Source organism: Nitrospirota bacterium (assembly GCA_040752355.1).
Taxonomy (GTDB): domain Bacteria; phylum Nitrospirota; class Thermodesulfovibrionia; order Thermodesulfovibrionales; family Dissulfurispiraceae; genus JBFMCP01.
On sequence record JBFMHE010000001.1, the window covers coordinates 172,324 to 190,226 of the forward strand.

Sequence of the window (17,903 nt, forward strand, 5' to 3'; positions counted from 1 at the left end):
ATGGACCTGAAAGGGAAAAAGATCTTGGTTACCGGTGCCGACGGATTTATCGGCAGCCATCTTGTTGAGGCTCTGAAGGATAGGGGGTGCTCGATCAGGGCCTTTGTTTATTACAATTCATTCAGTTCCTGGGGATGGCTCGACAGCCTTTCAAAGGAGCGGATGAAGGATATAGAGATATTCTCCGGCGATATAAGAGATCCCAATGGCGTCCGCGCGGCAATGGAAGATATCGATGTCGTATTTCATCTCGCCGCGCTGATCGGGATTCCCTTTTCGTACCATTCTCCCGATTCATATGTCGATACCAATATCAAGGGCACCCTCAATATCCTGCAGGCCTCGCGCGACGCCGGGGTGAAAAAGGTGCTGGTCACCTCGACCTCCGAGGTCTATGGAACGGCGCGTTACGTGCCCATCGACGAGCATCATCCACGGCAGGGGCAGTCTCCCTATTCCGCAACGAAGATAGGCGCTGATGCTCTCGCCGAATCATTTTACCGCAGCTTCAATCTGCCCGTTGTTATCGTCAGACCATTTAATACGTTCGGTCCTCGCCAATCAGCGAGGGCGGTGATCCCGACCATTGCAACGCAGCTCCTGGCGGGTAAACGAGTAGTGCGGCTCGGGGCGCTTCATCCGACACGTGATCTCGTGTACATCAAGGATACGGTGTGCGGCTTCATTGCTATAGCACAATCGGACAACGTGATCGGCGAGGAAATAAACATAGCGACCGGCAGAGAGATATCCGTGGGCGATCTCGCGAAGAAATTTATCGGGATGATCAATCCGGAGGCGAGAATCGTCGGCGACAAGGCAAGGCTTCGGCCGAAAAGAAGCGAGGTGGAGCGGCTGCTGGGCAGCCGCAAAAAGATAATGAAGCTCACCGGCTGGAAGCCCCGGTATTCGCTGGATGAGGGACTCCGGGAGACTATCGAATGGCTGCGGCAGAAAGAAAATGCACAACGCTATAATGCCGACATCTACAATGTCTAGCGAGATATCACTCGATGCTCCCAATATCGGAGAGCGGGAAAAGGAGTATCTGAACCGGGCGCTCGAAAGCGGCTATGTTTCTACGGTCGGACCTTTTGTCCCTGAGTTCGAAGGGCGGTTTGCGCTGTACCTGGACGTACCCTGCGCGGTGTCGACCCAGAGCGGGACGGCGGCGCTCCATATGGCGCTGCATGAGCTTGGGATAGGGCAGGGGGATGAGGTTATCGTGCCTGCGTTAACCTTTGTTGCCACGGTAAATCCCCTCATGTATGCGGGAGCCAGGCCGGTCTTCGTCGATGTCGATCCATCGACATGGAACATCGCGCCGGAAGCGATAGAAAAAAGCATCACCAAAAAGACAAAGGCGATTATCCCCGTCCATCTCTATGGAAATCCCTGTGACATGGACTCACTTATGACGCTTGCCGCACGGCACGGTCTGTCTGTCGTCGAGGACGCCACCGAGAGTCTGGGCGCCCGCTTCGGCGGACGTGCTACCGGGACCTTCGGCGATATGGGCTGTTTCAGCTTCAATGGGAACAAGATCATCACCACGGGCGGCGGCGGGATGGTAGTCGGCAGAGACGACCAGCGAATGGGACATATAAAGTTTCTGGTGAATCAGGCGCGGGATGAAGAAAAGGGCTACTATCATCCCGAGATAGGATTCAACTATAGAATGACCAACATAGAGGCGGCACTGGGACTTGCGCAGATGGCGCGGCTGGAGGAGTTCCTGGCCAAGAAACGTGCGTTCAACCGGCTCTACCGGGAAGCGCTCGCGGGGATCGATGGCATACTCTTCCAGCAGGAGTACAGGGATGCCGAGAGCTCATGCTGGCTGACCTGTATAACCGTTGAAAGGGCAGTCGATATGCCCGCCCTGCAGGAAGCGCTCCGCGCGAGGGGGCTCCCTACGAGAAGGCTTTTCATGCCGATAACGGAATTCCCTCCATACCATAGGTGCTCAAAGGGTGATTTGAGCGCTACCTATCGCCTCTACGAGAGAAGTTTGTGCCTGCCGAGCTCAACCCTCAACACGGCGAACGACATTCAGCATGCGTGCAGCGTGCTCAGGGAGATACTGGAGCGATGAAAGAGGCGCTTGTGCTGATTGGCGGCGGCGGGCACTGCAGAGCCTGTATCGATGTGATCGAGGCAGCAGGCAATTTTTCCATTGCCGGGATCGTCGACGTTAATGAAAAGAAGGGATCGAACGTTCTCGGATATCCTCTCTTCGCCGGCGACGACGAGCTGCCGTCGCTCATGAGCGCCTACCGGTATTTTCTTATAACGATAGGGCAGGTAAAGTCCCCTGATAAGCGGCGACAGCTATTTGCCATGCTCAAAGGACTCGGCGCCGAGCTCCCGTCGATTACCTCTCCCTCTGCCCGTGTTTCGGATCATGCAGCGATCGGCGAGGGAGCGATCATCATGCACGGCGCAATTGTGGGTCCGGGTTCGCGTATCGGCAGGAACTGCATCATCAATACCGGCGCTGTCATAGAGCACGACTGCGTTATAGAAGACCATTGCCATATTTCCACCGGCGCCGTTGTCAACGGAGAATGCCGCATCGGAGGAGGGACCCTCGTAGGGAGCGGCAGTGTTCTCAACAACGGGCTCACTATCAGCGGCAATACAATCGTGGGCGCCGGGGCCGTGGTCACGCGATCGATAGACGAGAGCGGTACGTACGTGGGCGTCCCTGCGAGGAAGATCGTTCTCCCGGGGAGAGCGGTATGAGACGGCGCGTATTTGTTATTGCAGAGGCAGGAGTCAATCACAACGGCGACATAGCTATCGCCAGGAGGATGATCGATGCTGCTTCCGAGGCGGGGGCAGACGCGGTCAAGTTTCAGACCTTCAAGGCCGAGAGAGTCATAAGCAGAAATGCCCCGAAGGCCGACTATCAAAAAAAGACAACCGGTACTCGTGAATCCCAACTCGAGATGGTTAATCGGCTGGAGCTCGACAGAAAGGCGCATCGGGAACTGGTAACCCACTGCAGACGGAAGAGAATAGCATTTCTTTCCACCCCTTTTGACCTTGAAAGCATCGATCTGCTCAATGCTCTTGGCCTGACCATATTCAAAATTCCTTCAGGGGAGATAACCAATCTCCCGTATTTGAGGAAAATAGGCGGATTGAGAAAGAAAATCATTCTATCGACGGGCATGGCCGATATGGGCGAGATAGAGGATGCGCTCGATGTGCTCACGCAGGCGGGTACGGCAAAGAGGGACATTACGGTGCTGCATTGTACAACCGAGTATCCTGCCCCGCTGAAAGACGTGAACTTGCTTGCCATGATTACCATCAGAGATGCGTTCAAGGTAAGTGTTGGATATTCGGATCATACAAACGGTATCGAGGTCCCGATTGCCGCGGTTGCCCTTGGAGCAACTGTTATTGAAAAACACTTTACGCTTGATAGGACCATGGAGGGGCCGGACCATAAAGCTTCTTTAGAGTACGGGGAGTTGAAAAGTATGATTACTGCTATAAGAAATACTGAAAGAGCGCTTGGTAATGGTATCAAGAGCCCCTCGTTATCAGAAATGAAGAATAAAATCGCGGTAAGAAAAAGCATTGTGGCATCAAGAAATATTGAAAAAGGTGAAACGCTGTCGGAGGAGAACGTGACGGTTAAAAGGCCGGGAACGGGAATAAGCCCCATGAAATGGGATAGTGTTATTGGAACAGTAGCTAAAGCAAAGTTCACCGAGGACGAGATAATAGAACTATGAGAGTCATTTTCATAGGGTCTGTTGAATCAAGCAGAAGAATGTTGGAGAAACTGCTACATCTAAGAGCGAATATTGTGGGTGTCGTAACTCAAAAAAGCTCAGCTTTCAATGCTGATTTTGCAGACCTCACCGATATATGCGAAGGATGCTCTATCCCCTATCGGTATGTAGAAAAAATAAATGAGAGGGAAACTATCCAGTGGATAGAGCGCTTGTTGCCTGATGTTATCTTCTGTTTCGGCTTCTCTCAACTACTGAATAATGAGGTCTTAGGTATAGCTCCAATGGGCGTTATCGGATTTCATCCTGCCAAGCTTCCTCAAAATCGAGGCAGGCATCCTATAATATGGGCCTTAGCTTTAGGACTTGAGAAGACTGCTTCAACCTTTTTTTTCATGAGTAAAGATGCAGATGATGGCGATATTCTAAGTCAAGTTGATATTGAGATTACGTATGAGGACAACGCAAGAACACTTTATGACAAAATAATAAGTGCAGCGTTGATACAGATAGAAACGTTCCTTCCGAAATTATATGACAAAACGTTTCGGCGTACTTCTCAAGATCGTGCACAGGCGAATTACTGGAGAAAGCGGATAAAGAAAGACGGAGAAATAGATTTTAGAATGTGCAGCAGGACAATTTATAATCTTGTTCGAGCACTAACAAAGCCCTACGTAGGAGCTCACGTTGTATATAAAGGGCATGAAGTAAGAGTGTGGGATGCAAGAGAGGTCCAAGTAAATTTGAGTAATATAGAGCATGGTAAAGTTATAAACGTCGCACAAGGCCAAGTATTGGTAAAATGCGCGGATAATGCGATTCTCCTTATAACCCATGAGTTTGAAGGCTTGCCTATAGTAGGAGAATACTTGCAATGAGGAAAGTGTTGGTTCTCGCAGCCCATCCTGACGATGAAACCCTTGGTTGTGGCGGCACACTGCTAAAACACAAGGCGAGCGGTGATGAGATACGTTGGCTTATTGCTACATGCATGAGAGAGGAGGACGGTTTCCAGCGCGAAAGAATAGTGGCGAGAAAGGAAGAGATAGAAAGAGTAACCACTATGTATGGATTTGATGAGGTCTACAATCTTGATGTGCCGGCCATGAAGACGGATGAGATACCCATCGGCGAGCTGGTAAATAGGATATCTACTATATTTCAGCTGATTAAACCAGAGACTCTTTATCTTCCTTTCAAAGGAGATATTCATAGCGACCATAGAATACTTTTTGAGGCTGCATACAGTTGCACAAAAGCATTCAGACACCCTCTTCTAAAGAGAGTGGCAATGTACGAGACCATTAGTGAGACTGAATTTGCCCCGAGTTTGTACGGGCATGCATTCATTCCAAACTATTTTATAGACGTTAGTGATTTTTTGCATGAAAAGCTCGAAATAATGAGGGTCTATAAGAGTGAGATTGGGGAGCATCCGTTTCCCAGGAGCATAGAAAACATAAAATCCCTGGCAACTTTCAGAGGAGCTACGGCGGGATGTCAATATGCGGAGAGTTTCGTAATTTTAAAGGAGATATGGTAAAGAGAAAGATTTGTATATTTAGTGGTACAAGGGCGGAGTATGGTCTCCTGCGGCCGCTTATGCATGAGATTAATAGGGATGAAGGCTTGCAACTTCAGATAATAGTTTCCGGCATGCATTTAGCTCCAGAATTCGGTTTGACATATAAGGAAATAGAAGCTGACGGATTTCAAATAAACAAAAAAGTGGAGATTCTCTTAAGTTCTGATACATCGGTAGGTTTGGCCAAATCCGTAGGATTGGGGCTCATAAGCTTTAGCGAGACTCTCGAGGAGCTAAAGCCGGATATAGTAGTGGTCCTTGGTGATAGGTTTGAGGCACTTGCCGCTGCAACTGCAGCACTGATTTGCAGGGTTCCCCTTGCCCATCTACACGGAGGAGAAGCAACTTTTGGCCTGATCGATGAGGCCATAAGACATTCAGTAACTAAAATGAGCCACTTGCATTTCACTTCTACAGAAGAGTATAGGCGGAGAGTCATCCAGCTGGGAGAGCAGCCGGAGAGAGTGTTTGCTGTAGGCGCTATAGGGCTGGACACAGTTAAAAAACTGAGGTTCCTCTCCAAGGCGGAGCTGAAGCGACAGTATGGCATAAAGTTTAACAAGCACAACGTGCTTGTTACGTTTCATCCGGTTACATTAGAAAATAACACCTCGGAGGTACAGTTTAAAGCTTTGCTCAGAGCTTTAGACGTGCAAAAGGATACGACTATCATCTTTACTAAGGCAAATGCCGACATGGGGGGACGAATAATCAATAGGCTAATCGATGAATATGTTGCAACTCGCCCGGAAAAATCGTTTGCATTCTGTTCACTTGGGCAGCGCGGATACTTATCAACAATGCGCTGCGTTGATGCAGTAGTAGGCAACTCATCGAGTGGAATTCTTGAGGCCCCTAGTTTAGGAGTTGGTACGATAAATATCGGCAGGCGGCAAGAGGGCAGGATAAGAGCAACGAGCGTTATTGATTGTGAGCCGACAACCTCGGCGATAAAGAAAGCGATAGGACATCTATATTCCGATGAATTCCAGAAACACCTTCGGACGGTACAGAACCCCTACGGCGATGGAAATACTGCACTGAGGATTAAGGATATTCTAAAAAAACACGACATAAAGAGTATGGGTAAAAAGATTTTTTTCGATTTGCCTGGCTATGGTACGAAAGGAAGAGCGATTTGAGTTTCGAGTGCTGGATCCCCATAACCGAACACTCGACATGGGTGATCGATATGGAATACTTCACTGCCAGTATATATCAGATGGAGTGTTCAGCTGAAAATGAGTCTCTATCGAGGTGAATTGAATGCTGCAGAAGGAAATGCTGATTACCGAGACGGAGTCTATAAAAGACACCCTGAAACAGTTGGACCGGTGCGCCGAGAAGGTGCTGCTGGTCGTGGACAAGAGGGGCAGGCTCCTCGGCGCCATTACCGACGGCGATATCAGGCGGTATATCCTGGCGGGTAAGAGTCTGGATACCGATATCAGCGAGGTTTACAACAGGAAACCCACCTTCATAAGGAAGTCGGAATTCAGTACGAAGGAAGCGAAGAAGATTCTCATCAAGAGGAAGATCGAACTGCTTCCGGTGGTGGATGATGACAACAAGGTGGTGGATTTTGTTACCTGGAAAGAGGTCTTTTCGGAGGATACGAACGGAAAGTCGACGAGCAGAAAGCTCTGCGTTCCCGTCGTCATTATGGCGGGAGGGAAGGGGACGCGGCTGGAGCCCTTCACCACAATACTGCCGAAACCGCTGATCCCTATCAAGGATAAACCTATCATCGAGATCATCATCGACAAGTTCAGGGATTTCGGCATCAAAGACTATTACCTCACCTTAAATTACAAAGGGGAGATGATCGAGGCCTATTTTAAACATATCGATAAGGACTATACTTTGCACTACGTGTGGGAGGAGGACTTCTGGGGGACCGGGGGGAGCCTGAAGCTCCTGGAAGACGAAATAGCGGATACCTTTATCGTTTCCAACTGCGATGTCATCGTCAAGGCCGATTTCGAAGAGGTGGTCCATCTGCATAAAAAGCAGAACGCCTCGATGACAGTCCTCTCTTCTATTCAGCATTACAAGATTCCGTACGGCGTTATCAACTTCAAGAACGGCGGAAGGATTACGGACATTCTCGAGAAGCCGGAATATACCTTCACCATCAATACGGGCGTTTATGTGCTGAGCAGAGAGGTCCTCCGCTATATCCCCGAGCGGTCGCATTTCGATATGACCGACCTGATGACCTGCCTCCTGAAGCACCACAAGAAGGTCGTCACCTATCCGGTGAATGAGAATGAATATGTCGATATCGGTCAGTGGGAAGAGTACCGCCGGGCCGTCGATAAGCTGCACATATAAGAACACATATAAGAAAAGGGATAAAGAGACCAGTGTACAATGGAAAAAGAATAGTGGCCCTCATCACGGCACGGGGCGGCAGCAAGGGACTGCCGCGAAAGAACATCAGGCCCCTGCTTGGCATGCCGCTTATGGCGTGGTCCATAGAGCAGGGGCTTGCAAGCAGGTATCTTGATGGCGTCATCGTGAGCACCGACGACGAGGAGATCGCCGCTGTAGCGCGGCAGTGCGGTGCGGAGATTCCTTTTTTGAGGCCGGCGGAGCTTGCCTCGGATGAAGCGAAATCGGTCGATGTCATTGCCCATGCCTTGGCGTTCCTCAAAGAGAGGGGAAGCGTGTTCGATTATCTGCTGCTCCTCGAGCCGACATCGCCGCTCAGAGAGGTGAGCGATATCGATACTGCAATAGAACGACTGCTGGAGCACCCCACTGCTAAGGCACTGGTGAGCGTTGCAAAACTCGAGAGCGGACATCCGGAGTTTAATGTGATTATTGATGAGCAGACGGGATGCCTTCGCAGGATGAACGGCAGTGCGGACTTCAAGGTTTTGAGGCGTCAGGAGCTTTCGGAGGTGTTCTTTCTGGAAGGGAGTATCTATCTTTCTGAAACTGAGATGCTGTTGTCCAGACAGACCTTCTATCATGAGTTGACGCTCGCCTATCCTGTACCGCGATGGAAATCGCTCGAAATTGATGAGCTGTGCGACTTCATCTGTGCCGAAGCCCTGCTAAAGGCCCGGCAGGAAGGACTTTTTTAGTGAAGAGATTTCTGATCATAGGATTGGGCTCGATGGGTAAAAGAAGGATAAGGAATCTGAGGGCCCTGGGATATGACGACATTACCGGCTTCGACTTGAGGGCCGAGCGCAGAGAAGAGGCTGAAGGAGATTTCGGGATATGCACCGTTACCGACCTGCACACCATCGACGAGTTCGATGCGGTGGTTATCTCCACCTCGCCGGCCCATCATACCGCCTACATACAGTTGGCTATAGAGAAAGGAAAACCCTGCTTCGTGGAGCTGAGCCTTTTGGTGCAAAATCTCCCCGATCTCGACCGCACCTCACGGGCAAAAGGAGTGCTCGTTGCGCCTTCCTGCACGTTCAGGTTTCATCCGTCGGTGCGGCTGATAAAGCGACTCGTTGAGAGCGGAGACTACGGGAGGGTCACTTCCTTCACCTATCATTCAGGGCAGTATCTTCCCGACTGGCATCCGTGGGAGAATATACGGGACTTCTTCGTGAGCAAGAAAGAGACCTCGGGCTGCAAGGAGATCCTCTCCTTCGAGCTGCACTGGATGACCTATGTCCTCGGAATGCCCCGGAACCTCATCGCCCTCAGCGGCAGGGCAGCCACGCTCGATATCGATATCGACGATGCCGTGGCTGTCAGCATGGAGTTCGACCGCGGCATAGGAGTCCTGTTTGCCGATACGGTCTCGCGGTTTGCGACGAGGAGCCTCATTCTCAACCTGGAAAGGGCGCAGCTGCGGTGGGACTGGGAGCAAAAGCTTGTAAGGCTCTATGATGCCGATACAAAGCAATGGACCGGGTATCCGGAGCCCGAAGGGCATGCGCATAGCGGCTATAACGCGGGTATCGTGGAGCAGATGTACATTGGAGAGCTGCAGACGTTCATCGAGGCGGCAGAGAGAGGGAGGCCCTTTCCGCTCTCTCTGAGCGATACTATCAGGATTCTCGAGCTGATCGAAGCCATAGAAGAAAATTCATATGCCACTAAGAGTGCCGGAGGGAAACGATGAAGTACTGTACGCGGTGCATAACGCCGGAAACACACGATACGATTATGTACGATGAAGAGGGGGTCTGCAGCGTCTGCAGGCAGATCGAATACAAACAGGAGAAGATCGATTGGGACGAGCGGAGACGGCAGCTCGACGAGCTCGTCGTCCAGTATAAGGATAAGGGGATGTATGACTGCGTCGTGCCGTTCAGCGGCGGCAAAGACAGTACGTTTCAGTTATGGTATATCGTCAAGCAGCTGGGGCTGAAGCCGTTGGTCGTGCGGTTCAATCACTGGGGGTACCGGCCTCTCGTTCTCGAAAATAATACGCGCACATTCAAGCAGCTCGGTGTCGATGTGATTGAATATACGCCCAACTGGCATGTCGTGCGTGAGTTGATGCTCGAATCATTCAAGAGAAGGGGCGATTTCTGCTGGCATTGCCATACCGGCATCTATGCGGGCGTCATGCATATGGCCCTGCGCTTCGGGGCGCCGCTTATCTTCTGGGGCGAGTCGCTCGCCGAGTACGCATCCTGGTACTCATACGAGGAGATGGAAGAAGTTGACGAGAAACGCTTCAACCGCGTTATGAATCTCGGTATGACGGCGGAGGATATGTATGAATTCCTCGGTGGAAGAGTAAGCAAGAGGGACTTATGGATGTTTGCATTCCCGCCGCGTCGTGACCTGATGAAGCTCGGATGCCGCTCGATCTGCCTGGGCAGCTACATCAAATGGGACACGAAGAAGCAGGTCGAGATCATTAAGCGGGAGCTTGGCTGGAAAGGGCAGGAAGTGGAGGGGCGGCATCCCGATTATGACTACGAAAAAATCGAATGCTTTTTCCAGGGCATCAGGGATTACTCGAAGTACATTAAGCGTGGTTATGGACGCACCAATCATCTCGCCAGCATAGATATCCGCAATAAGCGGCTGACTCGTGAAGAGGGGTGGAAGATGGCGCAGGAGTTCGACGGAAAGCGCCCGGCATTCCTCGATCGCTTCCTCGAGATACTGCAGATCACCGAAAATGAGTTTTATGAGATACTGACGAAGTTGAGCGTCCATCCATGGAAATTCGACAGGACAGAAGTAGCGACAGGAAAGCCGCTCCCCGATATGGAGCAATGGGACTGCACTAAAGTAGACAAACCGATCGGTCCTCCAAAGGACAAGAAAGAGAAGGCAGAAGCGTATATATGATCGCAATTATCGATTATGGTATGGGCAATGTCCGTTCCATAATCAATGCACTCTACTATATCGGCTATGATGCGGTTATCACCGCTGAGCCGCAGCAGATCGATGATGCATCACACATCATCCTCCCCGGTGTCGGCGCTTTTGGCGATGCAATGGTAAATATTGTACGCCGCGGGCTGGATGAAATTCTGAAGAAGCAGGTGTTTGAGAAAGGAAAGCCTTTCATGGGAATTTGTCTGGGTCTGCAGCTCCTCGCAAAGTGCAGCGAGGAGCACGGCCATCACAATGGTCTTGGATGGTTCGATGCGGAAGTTCTAAAATTCAATCTCAACGGGAGCCGGCTGAAGATCCCGCATATGGGGTGGAACGAGATTACTCCGGCGAGCGACCATTTCCTTTTTTCTCATCTGAAGAATACTGAACGGACCTTTTACTTTGTCCACAGCTTCCATATTGTTTGCCATAAACAAAATGATGTTGCTGCCACCTGTGAATACGGCATCAACTTTAACGCAGCTATTGCTCGGGACAACATAGTTGCCACCCAGTTTCACCCCGAAAAGAGCCAGGACAATGGTATTCAGGTCCTGAAGAATTTTCTCGAATGGAATCCATAGCCGCATGGTGAAGAAAAGAATTATTCCCAAATTTCTTATAAAAGACGGCCGACTGGTAAAGGGAGTTCGCTTCCATGAGAATTTCCGCGAGGCAGGAAACCCGGTGACGACTGCCAAGGTTTACGATGCCTATGGTGTTGATGAGCTCATCTTTGTCGACATACAGGCGAGCGTCGAGAGTCGAGCAACTGTTGTTGATATCATTGAGCGCGTCTCCGAGGAAATCTTTATGCCTTTTACCGCCGGAGGAGGGGTGCGTACTCTGGACGACGTCAACAATCTGCTCAGGGCAGGGGCAGACAAGGTTTCGGTGACTACCGCTGCTGTCGAGAACCCTCGTTTTATCAAGGAGGCGGCGAGCCGGTTCGGCGACCAGTGCATGATTGTCTGTATTGACTATAAAGAAACTGCGCCAGGGGTCTTTCGCGTCTTTACCCATGGAGGCTCAAGGTCCACCGATCTCGAACCCCTTGAGTTTGCATTGACCCTGCAGGACCACAGCTGCGGTGAGATCGTCCTGTGTTCCATTGACCGGGACGGAACTATGTCGGGATACGATCTGGAGCTGATTCACAGGGCGAGCGAGCGTCTGGAAATCCCCCTGATCGCCTCGAGCGGGGCGGGAAGCCTGCAGGACTGCATCGATGCCTTTGACGCGGGTGCATCGGCGATAACCATCAGCAGCATGTTTCTCTTCACCGACCACAGCCCCATAAAAGTACGGTCGTTCCTGTGGTCGAAAAATGTTAACGTCAGGGCGAGCAAGAGCAGCAGGAATTGATAATGAAGCTATCACTCGATAGAAACGATTTAGCGGACTACGTGAGCTGCCAGACGGAAAACTTCTTTCCCGATAAGAGGAGCGGAATACGGGAAGCCATTGTGCGGCATCTCGACAGAACGCTCGAGAGAGTCGCATACTGCTTCTCGAAAATCGATGTCAAATACTTCAGAGAAGGAGATGATGTATTTTTTAATCATCTCCACGGCGACCACTACGCCATGTTTTTATATCTTTTGTCGAATACCATCCATAGAGCCTCAGGTGATCCTGCCGCCTGCGCGAAGCTGTTCCAGCTGAACAGGGCGCTTCACGGCATCGATGCTTTTTATGAAGTGGAGCTGCCGGAGATATTTCTCTTTGTCCATCCTCTCGGTACCGTGCTGGGAAGAGCGAGCTACGCGAATTATTTTCTCGTCTATCAGCAGTGCAATGTCGGCAGCAATAAGAATGTGTATCCAACACTTAAAGAATATGTGAGCCTTCACCCGGGGGCGTCAGTATTAGGGAGTTGCGTCGTTGAAGAAAATTGCACGATTGGAGCGGGCTCTCTGCTGCTGGATAGGAATCTCGAAAAGAATAGCGTCTATGTCGGGAATCCGAAATCGTTCAGCATTAAAGAGTCTGCCGAGAGGAACCCTATCTGGACGCTTAACTGATGAAATTAAGGAGAGCGATGGAGCGATGAATAAAGAAAGCATGGAAACCGAAAACAGCGGCGTTGTGTTATATAGAAAGGCGAAGAGAATCATACCGGGCGGAACACAACTGCTCTCCAAGCGGCCCGAGATGTTTCTTCCCGAGCAGTGGCCGTCCTACTATTCGAAATCCAAAGGCGTCGAGGTGTGGGACCTCGACGGAAATAAATTCGTCGATATGAGCATTTGCGGCGTTGGGGCCTGCATCCTCGGGTATGCCGACCGGGAGGTCGATACTGCGGTGAAGAAGGCCATTGCCGCCGGGACGATGTCAACACTGAATTGTCCGGAGGAGGTGGAACTCGCTGAGCTGTTGTGCGAGATTCACCCCTGGGCTGAGATGGCGAGGTTCGGCCGGTGCGGCGGTGAGGCCATGGCCGTTGCCGTGCGTATTGCCAGGGCAGCCACCGGCAGGGATAAAGTAGCCTTCTGCGGCTATCACGGCTGGCACGATTGGTATCTTTCGGCGAACCTGGCGGACGATAAAAACCTCGACGGCCAGTTGCTGCCGGGCCTGGAGCCCGCCGGTGTTCCGCGTGCCCTCAAGGGCACGGCCCTCCCTTTTCATTACAACAAACCTGAAACGCTGGATGCTCTCGTCGCCGCCGAAGGAGGTTCTATTGCCGCAATTGTCATGGAGCCGGTAAGGCACGCGGAGCCCGACCTGACATTTCTCTCCTATGTACGTGCGACCGCGGAGAGGATCGGTGCGGTGCTGGTCTTCGATGAAGTCACTTCCGGCTGGCGCATGAATGTCGGAGGCATTCACCTGCTTTATGGCATCACCCCCGATATCGCCGTGTTCGCCAAAGGCATAAGCAACGGCTATCCTATGGCAGCGATTATCGGGAAGAGAGCGGTGATGGAAGCAGCGCAGAAGACCTTTATCAGCAGTACCTACTGGACCGAAAAGATCGGGCCTGTAGCGGCGCTGGCGACGATCAGAAAGATGCAGCACGATAGTGTGCCCGAGCATTTATGCAAGATCGGCAGTCGCATACAAAGGCTCTGGCAGAAGACAGCAAAGAAATACGGCCTGAAGATGAAATTGCACGGAATTCCGCCCCTGAGTATCTTTGCCCTGGATTACGGTGAGCAATCGCCGGCGCTCCACACCCTGTTTACCCAGGAAATGGTGCAACGGGGATTTATCGCATCCAAGGCGTTTTACGCAACGTACGCTCACAAAAGCAAGCACCTGTCGGCCTACGCGGCGGCCCTGGACGAGGTGTTCTCCGTACTCGCCGATGCCCTGAACAAAGGCAGGATAGCTGAAGCGCTGCGGGGACCTGTGGCGCACAGCGGATTTAAACGATTAGCATAGCAAAGTTATGGCCGGTCTATGGTAGTATAGAGAGGCTTTCAATCCCGAGGAGGATGAATGATGGAAAAAACAACTCCCTACGCGGCAAATTACAATTCCGCTCTTTCTTTTCTGAAGCTGGACCAGAAAGAGCCTGCAATAGAGACATTGAAAAGGGCACTGTCCCAGGTGCCCGAAGCCGACAAGAGCGAAGACAATGCAACCTACTTGGGTATATTGGCGTCGCTCGCTTTCTTGTCACTGGAAAAGCGTGAATCCCGACAAGCAGCGGCCTATGTGGACGAGGGTCTCACGGTGAAAAAGAACCACGCAGACCTGCTGTTTGTGAGGGCACTTTTGCTTGTTGATGCGCAACGCTTCGATGAAGTGCTCGAGACAGCCGTTCATTATTTATTGGCGTTGCAAGAGAGTGATGCGCCTCGGTACGGCTATAGGTACACCCATCCCGGGGCTCTAAAAGAAGTGTATGATACGCTTATCCCCATGGCCTGCCGCTATGCTTTACAGTATGATCAGATTAAAGATATTGTAGACAAACTGTGGCATTCTACAAAGAGTGAATGGATAAAGAGAGCGCATGAAGCGATGGAGAAGGCCGGTGCCGCACGGAACTGCCAAACGAATTGATGAAAAAAATATTTGTGCCTATAAGCGAACGGGACTATCTTTCCACAGACAGGAGGTTTTTTTATCTCCTTAAAAGATTGTCCGCTCACTTCATTATAGAGTTCGCCACAATTTCGAAGGAAGTTTTCGATGATGTAAATAAGCGGATTCAGGGTGCTGCAAACATAAAAATAACCCTACTCGAGTCAAAAAATCTGCCCCTCACCCTTGATTTCAGGACAAATCTCGTAAAGGCTTTTGTCCAATACACGTATGATATCGCTATCCCCCGGACAGATCTCAAACTGTGGAAGGTGGCGGCATTCGATGATTTCTGGGGGCATGTTGCAACTACGTCTTTTGAGGAGTTCCCTCCCATTGATGCCGATGTTATCTTGCTCCCGCTTATGTCCTATGATGACACGCCTTGGGAAGACATGGATGTCTTTTATACGTCCGTAGCATTCAAGGCGAAAGAGGCCGGTATCAAAGTGATTGGCTTTCAGTTGTATCCTGTTTTTCAGGGGCTCAAATTGATGCCGCTTCTTATGGATGCACTCGTGGTCAGAAAAGAGTACGAGAGACAGTATTACATTGACAGAGGTATTGATCAAGAGAGAATTTATCTCTTGACAGAGAAGCGGGACATCTATTCTATTTCTCCTATTGACGATATGTATAAAAATCATATTTATAACGATCAAATAGACATCGGTCGGGATGAACTGGCAGTCGTCGTGTATAATCATACGCGATACCGGCCGCTTGTGAAGCAGATTATCGCAACGATCGGCAGTGCTCATTTCCCGATAGTGCTCTCGCTGATAAAGCGGGACTATCAAGTGAGAGATCTCAACGAATCTACCGTCATACAGGATTTTTATCTTGATGAGGCTCAGAGTGCAGGATGCCGATTCTATGTCGTCGATGCGGGCAGCACCGTTCCTATTGTGATGATATCCGACGTGATCTTGTCGCCGACGTATATCGCTCCCGTTGAATTTGCCGCACGGTACGGCAAAAGAGCGCTGGTCTATAATCCCTTTTATGATGCGTTCCCCGATGTGGAGGGAACTACATTCATCAATAATCCTCGGGATCTCCTGGCAGAGTTGAAAAAAGCTTACGACGAAAAAGCAAGAGCCGTCGAAATGTCGGATGTCATACATGCAGTTTTCGGGAAAACGTCATGACACTTAAAGGGAAACGGATTGCCTGCTTTATCGCGATGCCCCAGCATACCCGGTTCTTTCTGCCCATTCGAGAAAGGATAATAAAAGAGGGTGGAGAGCTGCTTTTTATTGTTCCCCTTGCGGAGTATCCTTTTGAGTTGGACCTCATCAGGAGGAAACTTCCCTTCAAGTACTACTCCGATTATATGAACGAGCGGGTGAGGGAGAGCGTGAAGGATGTCACCCTGAGACTCTTATCGGAGTGGACGAAGACCTGCTATAAATGGGATGGTTTCAGCCGGTGGCCGTTGTTCAAGCAGAGCTGGTTTTTCGAGCAGCTCGTAGAGGAATATTTCTGTATGGAGCGCTTTATCGAGGTTGAGCGGCCTGACCTGTTTATAGCCAACCACGAGTGCTCGCGGTGGGGCAAGACTATAGGCCATCTTGCCTACAGGAGAGGTATCCCCTTCGTGACCTTTCAAGAGGGCGACTATCACACCGACCAGATGGCTTTTACCATTCATACGGAGTTCTCGACCGTTGACCTGCTCTGGGGCCAAAGGACCATAAACTTTCTGAGCAAATACAAAAACTCTTCCGATAAAATGATTCCTATCGGTAACACCCACATCGATGGAGCGGTGCATGAATACAGCACCCCTGACATGAGAGCAACCATCAGGAAAGAGCTGAATATTCCCTCCGCTAAAAAGGTCGTACTTTTCTTTCTCGATATTCTTTACGGCGGCATGGAGGATAAGGAGAACTGGCGTTCCATACTTAAGGGCCTTGAGGAAATGAGCGGCGAAGTGGCGTACGTCTTCAAGTGGCATCCGCTCGTCTACCAGCATGCCTTCGAAAATATCAAGAACATATTTAAGGAGCTTTGTCCCTCGGCACTCATCCTTTATACCTATGAGCCGTACAAGCTGCTGGCAATAGCCGACTATTGCGTTACCTTCGGCAAGACAACGCTGGCGGTCGAGGCGATTGCCTTCGGCAAACCGTTATTCTCCTTTCCCAATAGCAACGCAACTGATGATATGTATGTAGGCATGGGTGTTGCCCAGTCGGTCTTTCCCCCGGGGAATTGGTCTCCGCTCTTCGACACTGTCAAGAACGGAGTACCTCGGGACATCCTTGCTAACGTCAAACGATACGTGGAAGAGTACTTCTACAAACTTGACGGGAAATCGGTCGAAAGGACAATCGACATAATGAACTTTGTTCTTGATGTGAAAATGCACCTTAAGGATGTCAGGCCGGTGGTGATGAGGGAAGCGGCAGTTGCAGGGCGGGTGAGCTTTGTTGTCCCTTCAGGCGACGACCCGGAAGCACTCCTCGCAACGCTTACCTCGCTGGCTCAAAACGTGAAGCATCCGGACTGGGAGGCGGTGATACCGGTAGGCTGTTGTTCCGAGATGAGGGAAGTCCTCGCCGGAGTTTCAGGCGATATGACGATCGTCGATGTCGATGTTCCCGGTCTTGCACACGCCTACAACAAAGGCACCGGGGCTGCCTCGGGCGAGCATCTCGTTTTTATGCGGCCGGGGATCGTTTATTTTAATGATGCAGGGCTTGTTGAAGCGACAAAGGCCGGCATAGCCGGTGTCCCGCTCAAGAATGCCGATATGACGCCGTACTGCTTGGGCATCGGATACGACTTCAACTTCACTCCCTATAGGATCACCGAAGAAGGGAAACAGCCAGAGGCGGTCGGCGGCGGGCTTGTCGCAATGAGCCGGTCCTCCTTTGATCGACTCTCCGGCTTCGATGAGGAGATTGCCAATCATCTGATCGAGCCCGACCTCTGCCTGAAGGCAAAGGATGCCGGCATTCCGGTCCACTACCTTCCGGATTGCCTTGCCATCAACTATAAAGAAACTTTTTTCGGCAGCGACGTCTCGGACGACACCTGGCGGAACAGGGCCAGATTCTTTGCAAAGTGGGTGGGCAAACTGCCCAAGGACGATGATTTCCTCAGCTTTGTCAGCAACTTGTTAAAGATTTAGCATCATTTTAGTGACGGTGGTCACATTTTCTTCACAAAGCTCCGGGGCTCAACCTCCCTGAGCTTTATTACTG

18 protein-coding genes are annotated in these 17,903 nt (G+C 50.8%); all 18 read left to right on the forward strand.

What is annotated here, in order from left to right; genetic code table 11:
• The 18 genes from AB1805_00795 (at position 1) to AB1805_00880 (ending at position 17,830) form a co-directional block, all read left to right on the forward strand.
• Complete coding sequence (locus AB1805_00795; protein ID MEW5743963.1) at positions 1-999, forward strand: NAD-dependent 4,6-dehydratase LegB; 999 nt, start codon at positions 1-3, stop codon at positions 997-999.
• On the forward strand, positions 992-2,095 hold the full coding sequence (locus AB1805_00800; GenBank protein ID MEW5743964.1) for an aminotransferase class I/II-fold pyridoxal phosphate-dependent enzyme: 1,104 nt from the start codon (positions 992-994) through the stop codon (positions 2,093-2,095). The genes AB1805_00795 and AB1805_00800 overlap by 8 nt, the downstream gene beginning before the upstream one ends.
• The gene (locus AB1805_00805) at positions 2,092-2,745 is read left to right on the forward strand and encodes an acetyltransferase (GenBank protein MEW5743965.1); all 654 of its coding nucleotides are present in this window, start codon (positions 2,092-2,094) and stop codon (positions 2,743-2,745) included. The genes AB1805_00800 and AB1805_00805 overlap by 4 nt, the downstream gene beginning before the upstream one ends.
• Complete coding sequence (neuB, locus tag AB1805_00810; GenBank protein MEW5743966.1) at positions 2,742-3,749, forward strand: N-acetylneuraminate synthase; 1,008 nt, start codon at positions 2,742-2,744, stop codon at positions 3,747-3,749. The genes AB1805_00805 and neuB overlap by 4 nt, the downstream gene beginning before the upstream one ends.
• Complete coding sequence (locus tag AB1805_00815) at positions 3,746-4,630, forward strand: formyltransferase family protein (protein ID MEW5743967.1); 885 nt, start codon at positions 3,746-3,748, stop codon at positions 4,628-4,630. The genes neuB and AB1805_00815 overlap by 4 nt, the downstream gene beginning before the upstream one ends.
• Positions 4,627-5,295 carry a PIG-L deacetylase family protein gene (locus AB1805_00820; protein ID MEW5743968.1) on the forward strand — a complete coding sequence of 223 codons (669 nt, stop codon included), beginning with the start codon at positions 4,627-4,629 and terminating at the stop codon, positions 5,293-5,295. The genes AB1805_00815 and AB1805_00820 overlap by 4 nt, the downstream gene beginning before the upstream one ends.
• Positions 5,289-6,479 carry a UDP-N-acetylglucosamine 2-epimerase gene (gene neuC / locus AB1805_00825; GenBank protein MEW5743969.1) on the forward strand — a complete coding sequence of 397 codons (1,191 nt, stop codon included), beginning with the start codon at positions 5,289-5,291 and terminating at the stop codon, positions 6,477-6,479. Before AB1805_00820 ends, neuC begins: the two co-directional genes overlap by 7 nt.
• A 124-nt stretch (positions 6,480-6,603) precedes the next feature.
• Positions 6,604-7,671: a nucleotidyltransferase family protein gene (locus tag AB1805_00830; GenBank protein MEW5743970.1), complete on the forward strand. Its 1,068-nt coding sequence runs from the start codon at positions 6,604-6,606 to the stop codon at positions 7,669-7,671.
• A 53-nt stretch (positions 7,672-7,724) separates the two neighbouring features.
• The gene (locus AB1805_00835) at positions 7,725-8,429 is read left to right on the forward strand and encodes an acylneuraminate cytidylyltransferase family protein (GenBank protein ID MEW5743971.1); all 705 of its coding nucleotides are present in this window, start codon (positions 7,725-7,727) and stop codon (positions 8,427-8,429) included.
• Complete coding sequence (locus AB1805_00840) at positions 8,429-9,433, forward strand: Gfo/Idh/MocA family oxidoreductase (GenBank protein MEW5743972.1); 1,005 nt, start codon at positions 8,429-8,431, stop codon at positions 9,431-9,433. Before AB1805_00835 ends, AB1805_00840 begins: the two co-directional genes overlap by 1 nt.
• Positions 9,430-10,620, forward strand: coding sequence for an N-acetyl sugar amidotransferase (locus tag AB1805_00845; GenBank protein ID MEW5743973.1), 1,191 nt, complete (start codon positions 9,430-9,432; stop codon positions 10,618-10,620). The genes AB1805_00840 and AB1805_00845 overlap by 4 nt, the downstream gene beginning before the upstream one ends.
• Entirely contained in the window at positions 10,617-11,237 is a 621-nt protein-coding gene (gene hisH, locus AB1805_00850; protein ID MEW5743974.1) for an imidazole glycerol phosphate synthase subunit HisH, read from the forward strand. The genes AB1805_00845 and hisH overlap by 4 nt, the downstream gene beginning before the upstream one ends.
• 4 nt (positions 11,238-11,241) lie before the next feature.
• The gene (locus AB1805_00855) at positions 11,242-12,018 is read left to right on the forward strand and encodes an imidazole glycerol phosphate synthase cyclase subunit (GenBank protein ID MEW5743975.1); all 777 of its coding nucleotides are present in this window, start codon (positions 11,242-11,244) and stop codon (positions 12,016-12,018) included.
• A 2-nt stretch (positions 12,019-12,020) separates the two neighbouring features.
• Positions 12,021-12,677, forward strand: coding sequence for a serine acetyltransferase (locus AB1805_00860; GenBank protein MEW5743976.1), 657 nt, complete (start codon positions 12,021-12,023; stop codon positions 12,675-12,677).
• A gap of 25 nt (positions 12,678-12,702) precedes the next feature.
• Positions 12,703-14,040 carry an aminotransferase class III-fold pyridoxal phosphate-dependent enzyme gene (locus AB1805_00865; GenBank protein ID MEW5743977.1) on the forward strand — a complete coding sequence of 446 codons (1,338 nt, stop codon included), beginning with the start codon at positions 12,703-12,705 and terminating at the stop codon, positions 14,038-14,040.
• 57 nt (positions 14,041-14,097) lie between these two features.
• Complete coding sequence (locus AB1805_00870) at positions 14,098-14,667, forward strand: hypothetical protein (GenBank protein MEW5743978.1); 570 nt, start codon at positions 14,098-14,100, stop codon at positions 14,665-14,667.
• Positions 14,667-15,839 (forward strand): hypothetical protein, encoded by a 1,173-nt coding sequence (locus tag AB1805_00875; GenBank protein MEW5743979.1) that lies wholly within the window; start codon positions 14,667-14,669, stop codon positions 15,837-15,839. Before AB1805_00870 ends, AB1805_00875 begins: the two co-directional genes overlap by 1 nt.
• Entirely contained in the window at positions 15,836-17,830 is a 1,995-nt protein-coding gene (locus tag AB1805_00880) for a hypothetical protein (GenBank protein ID MEW5743980.1), read from the forward strand. Before AB1805_00875 ends, AB1805_00880 begins: the two co-directional genes overlap by 4 nt.
• Positions 17,831-17,903 lie beyond the last annotated feature (73 nt).

Bases quoted from the DNA above. Each gene is read 5' to 3' on its own strand.
- AB1805_00795 (MEW5743963.1), top strand. From the start codon at position 1: ATGGACCTGAAAGGGAAAAAGATCTTGGTTACCGGTGCCGACGGATTT.
- AB1805_00800 (MEW5743964.1), top strand. From the start codon at position 992: ATGTCTAGCGAGATATCACTCGATGCTCCCAATATCGGAGAGCGGGAA.
- AB1805_00805 (MEW5743965.1), top strand. From the start codon at position 2,092: ATGAAAGAGGCGCTTGTGCTGATTGGCGGCGGCGGGCACTGCAGAGCC.
- neuB (MEW5743966.1), top strand. From the start codon at position 2,742: ATGAGACGGCGCGTATTTGTTATTGCAGAGGCAGGAGTCAATCACAAC.
- AB1805_00815 (MEW5743967.1), top strand. From the start codon at position 3,746: ATGAGAGTCATTTTCATAGGGTCTGTTGAATCAAGCAGAAGAATGTTG.
- AB1805_00820 (MEW5743968.1), top strand. From the start codon at position 4,627: ATGAGGAAAGTGTTGGTTCTCGCAGCCCATCCTGACGATGAAACCCTT.
- neuC (MEW5743969.1), top strand. From the start codon at position 5,289: ATGGTAAAGAGAAAGATTTGTATATTTAGTGGTACAAGGGCGGAGTAT.
- AB1805_00830 (MEW5743970.1), top strand. From the start codon at position 6,604: ATGCTGCAGAAGGAAATGCTGATTACCGAGACGGAGTCTATAAAAGAC.
- AB1805_00845 (MEW5743973.1), top strand. From the start codon at position 9,430: ATGAAGTACTGTACGCGGTGCATAACGCCGGAAACACACGATACGATT.
- hisH (MEW5743974.1), top strand. From the start codon at position 10,617: ATGATCGCAATTATCGATTATGGTATGGGCAATGTCCGTTCCATAATC.
- AB1805_00855 (MEW5743975.1), top strand. From the start codon at position 11,242: ATGGTGAAGAAAAGAATTATTCCCAAATTTCTTATAAAAGACGGCCGA.
- AB1805_00860 (MEW5743976.1), top strand. From the start codon at position 12,021: ATGAAGCTATCACTCGATAGAAACGATTTAGCGGACTACGTGAGCTGC.
- AB1805_00865 (MEW5743977.1), top strand. From the start codon at position 12,703: ATGAATAAAGAAAGCATGGAAACCGAAAACAGCGGCGTTGTGTTATAT.
- AB1805_00870 (MEW5743978.1), top strand. From the start codon at position 14,098: ATGATGGAAAAAACAACTCCCTACGCGGCAAATTACAATTCCGCTCTT.
- AB1805_00875 (MEW5743979.1), top strand. From the start codon at position 14,667: ATGAAAAAAATATTTGTGCCTATAAGCGAACGGGACTATCTTTCCACA.
- AB1805_00880 (MEW5743980.1), top strand. From the start codon at position 15,836: ATGACACTTAAAGGGAAACGGATTGCCTGCTTTATCGCGATGCCCCAG.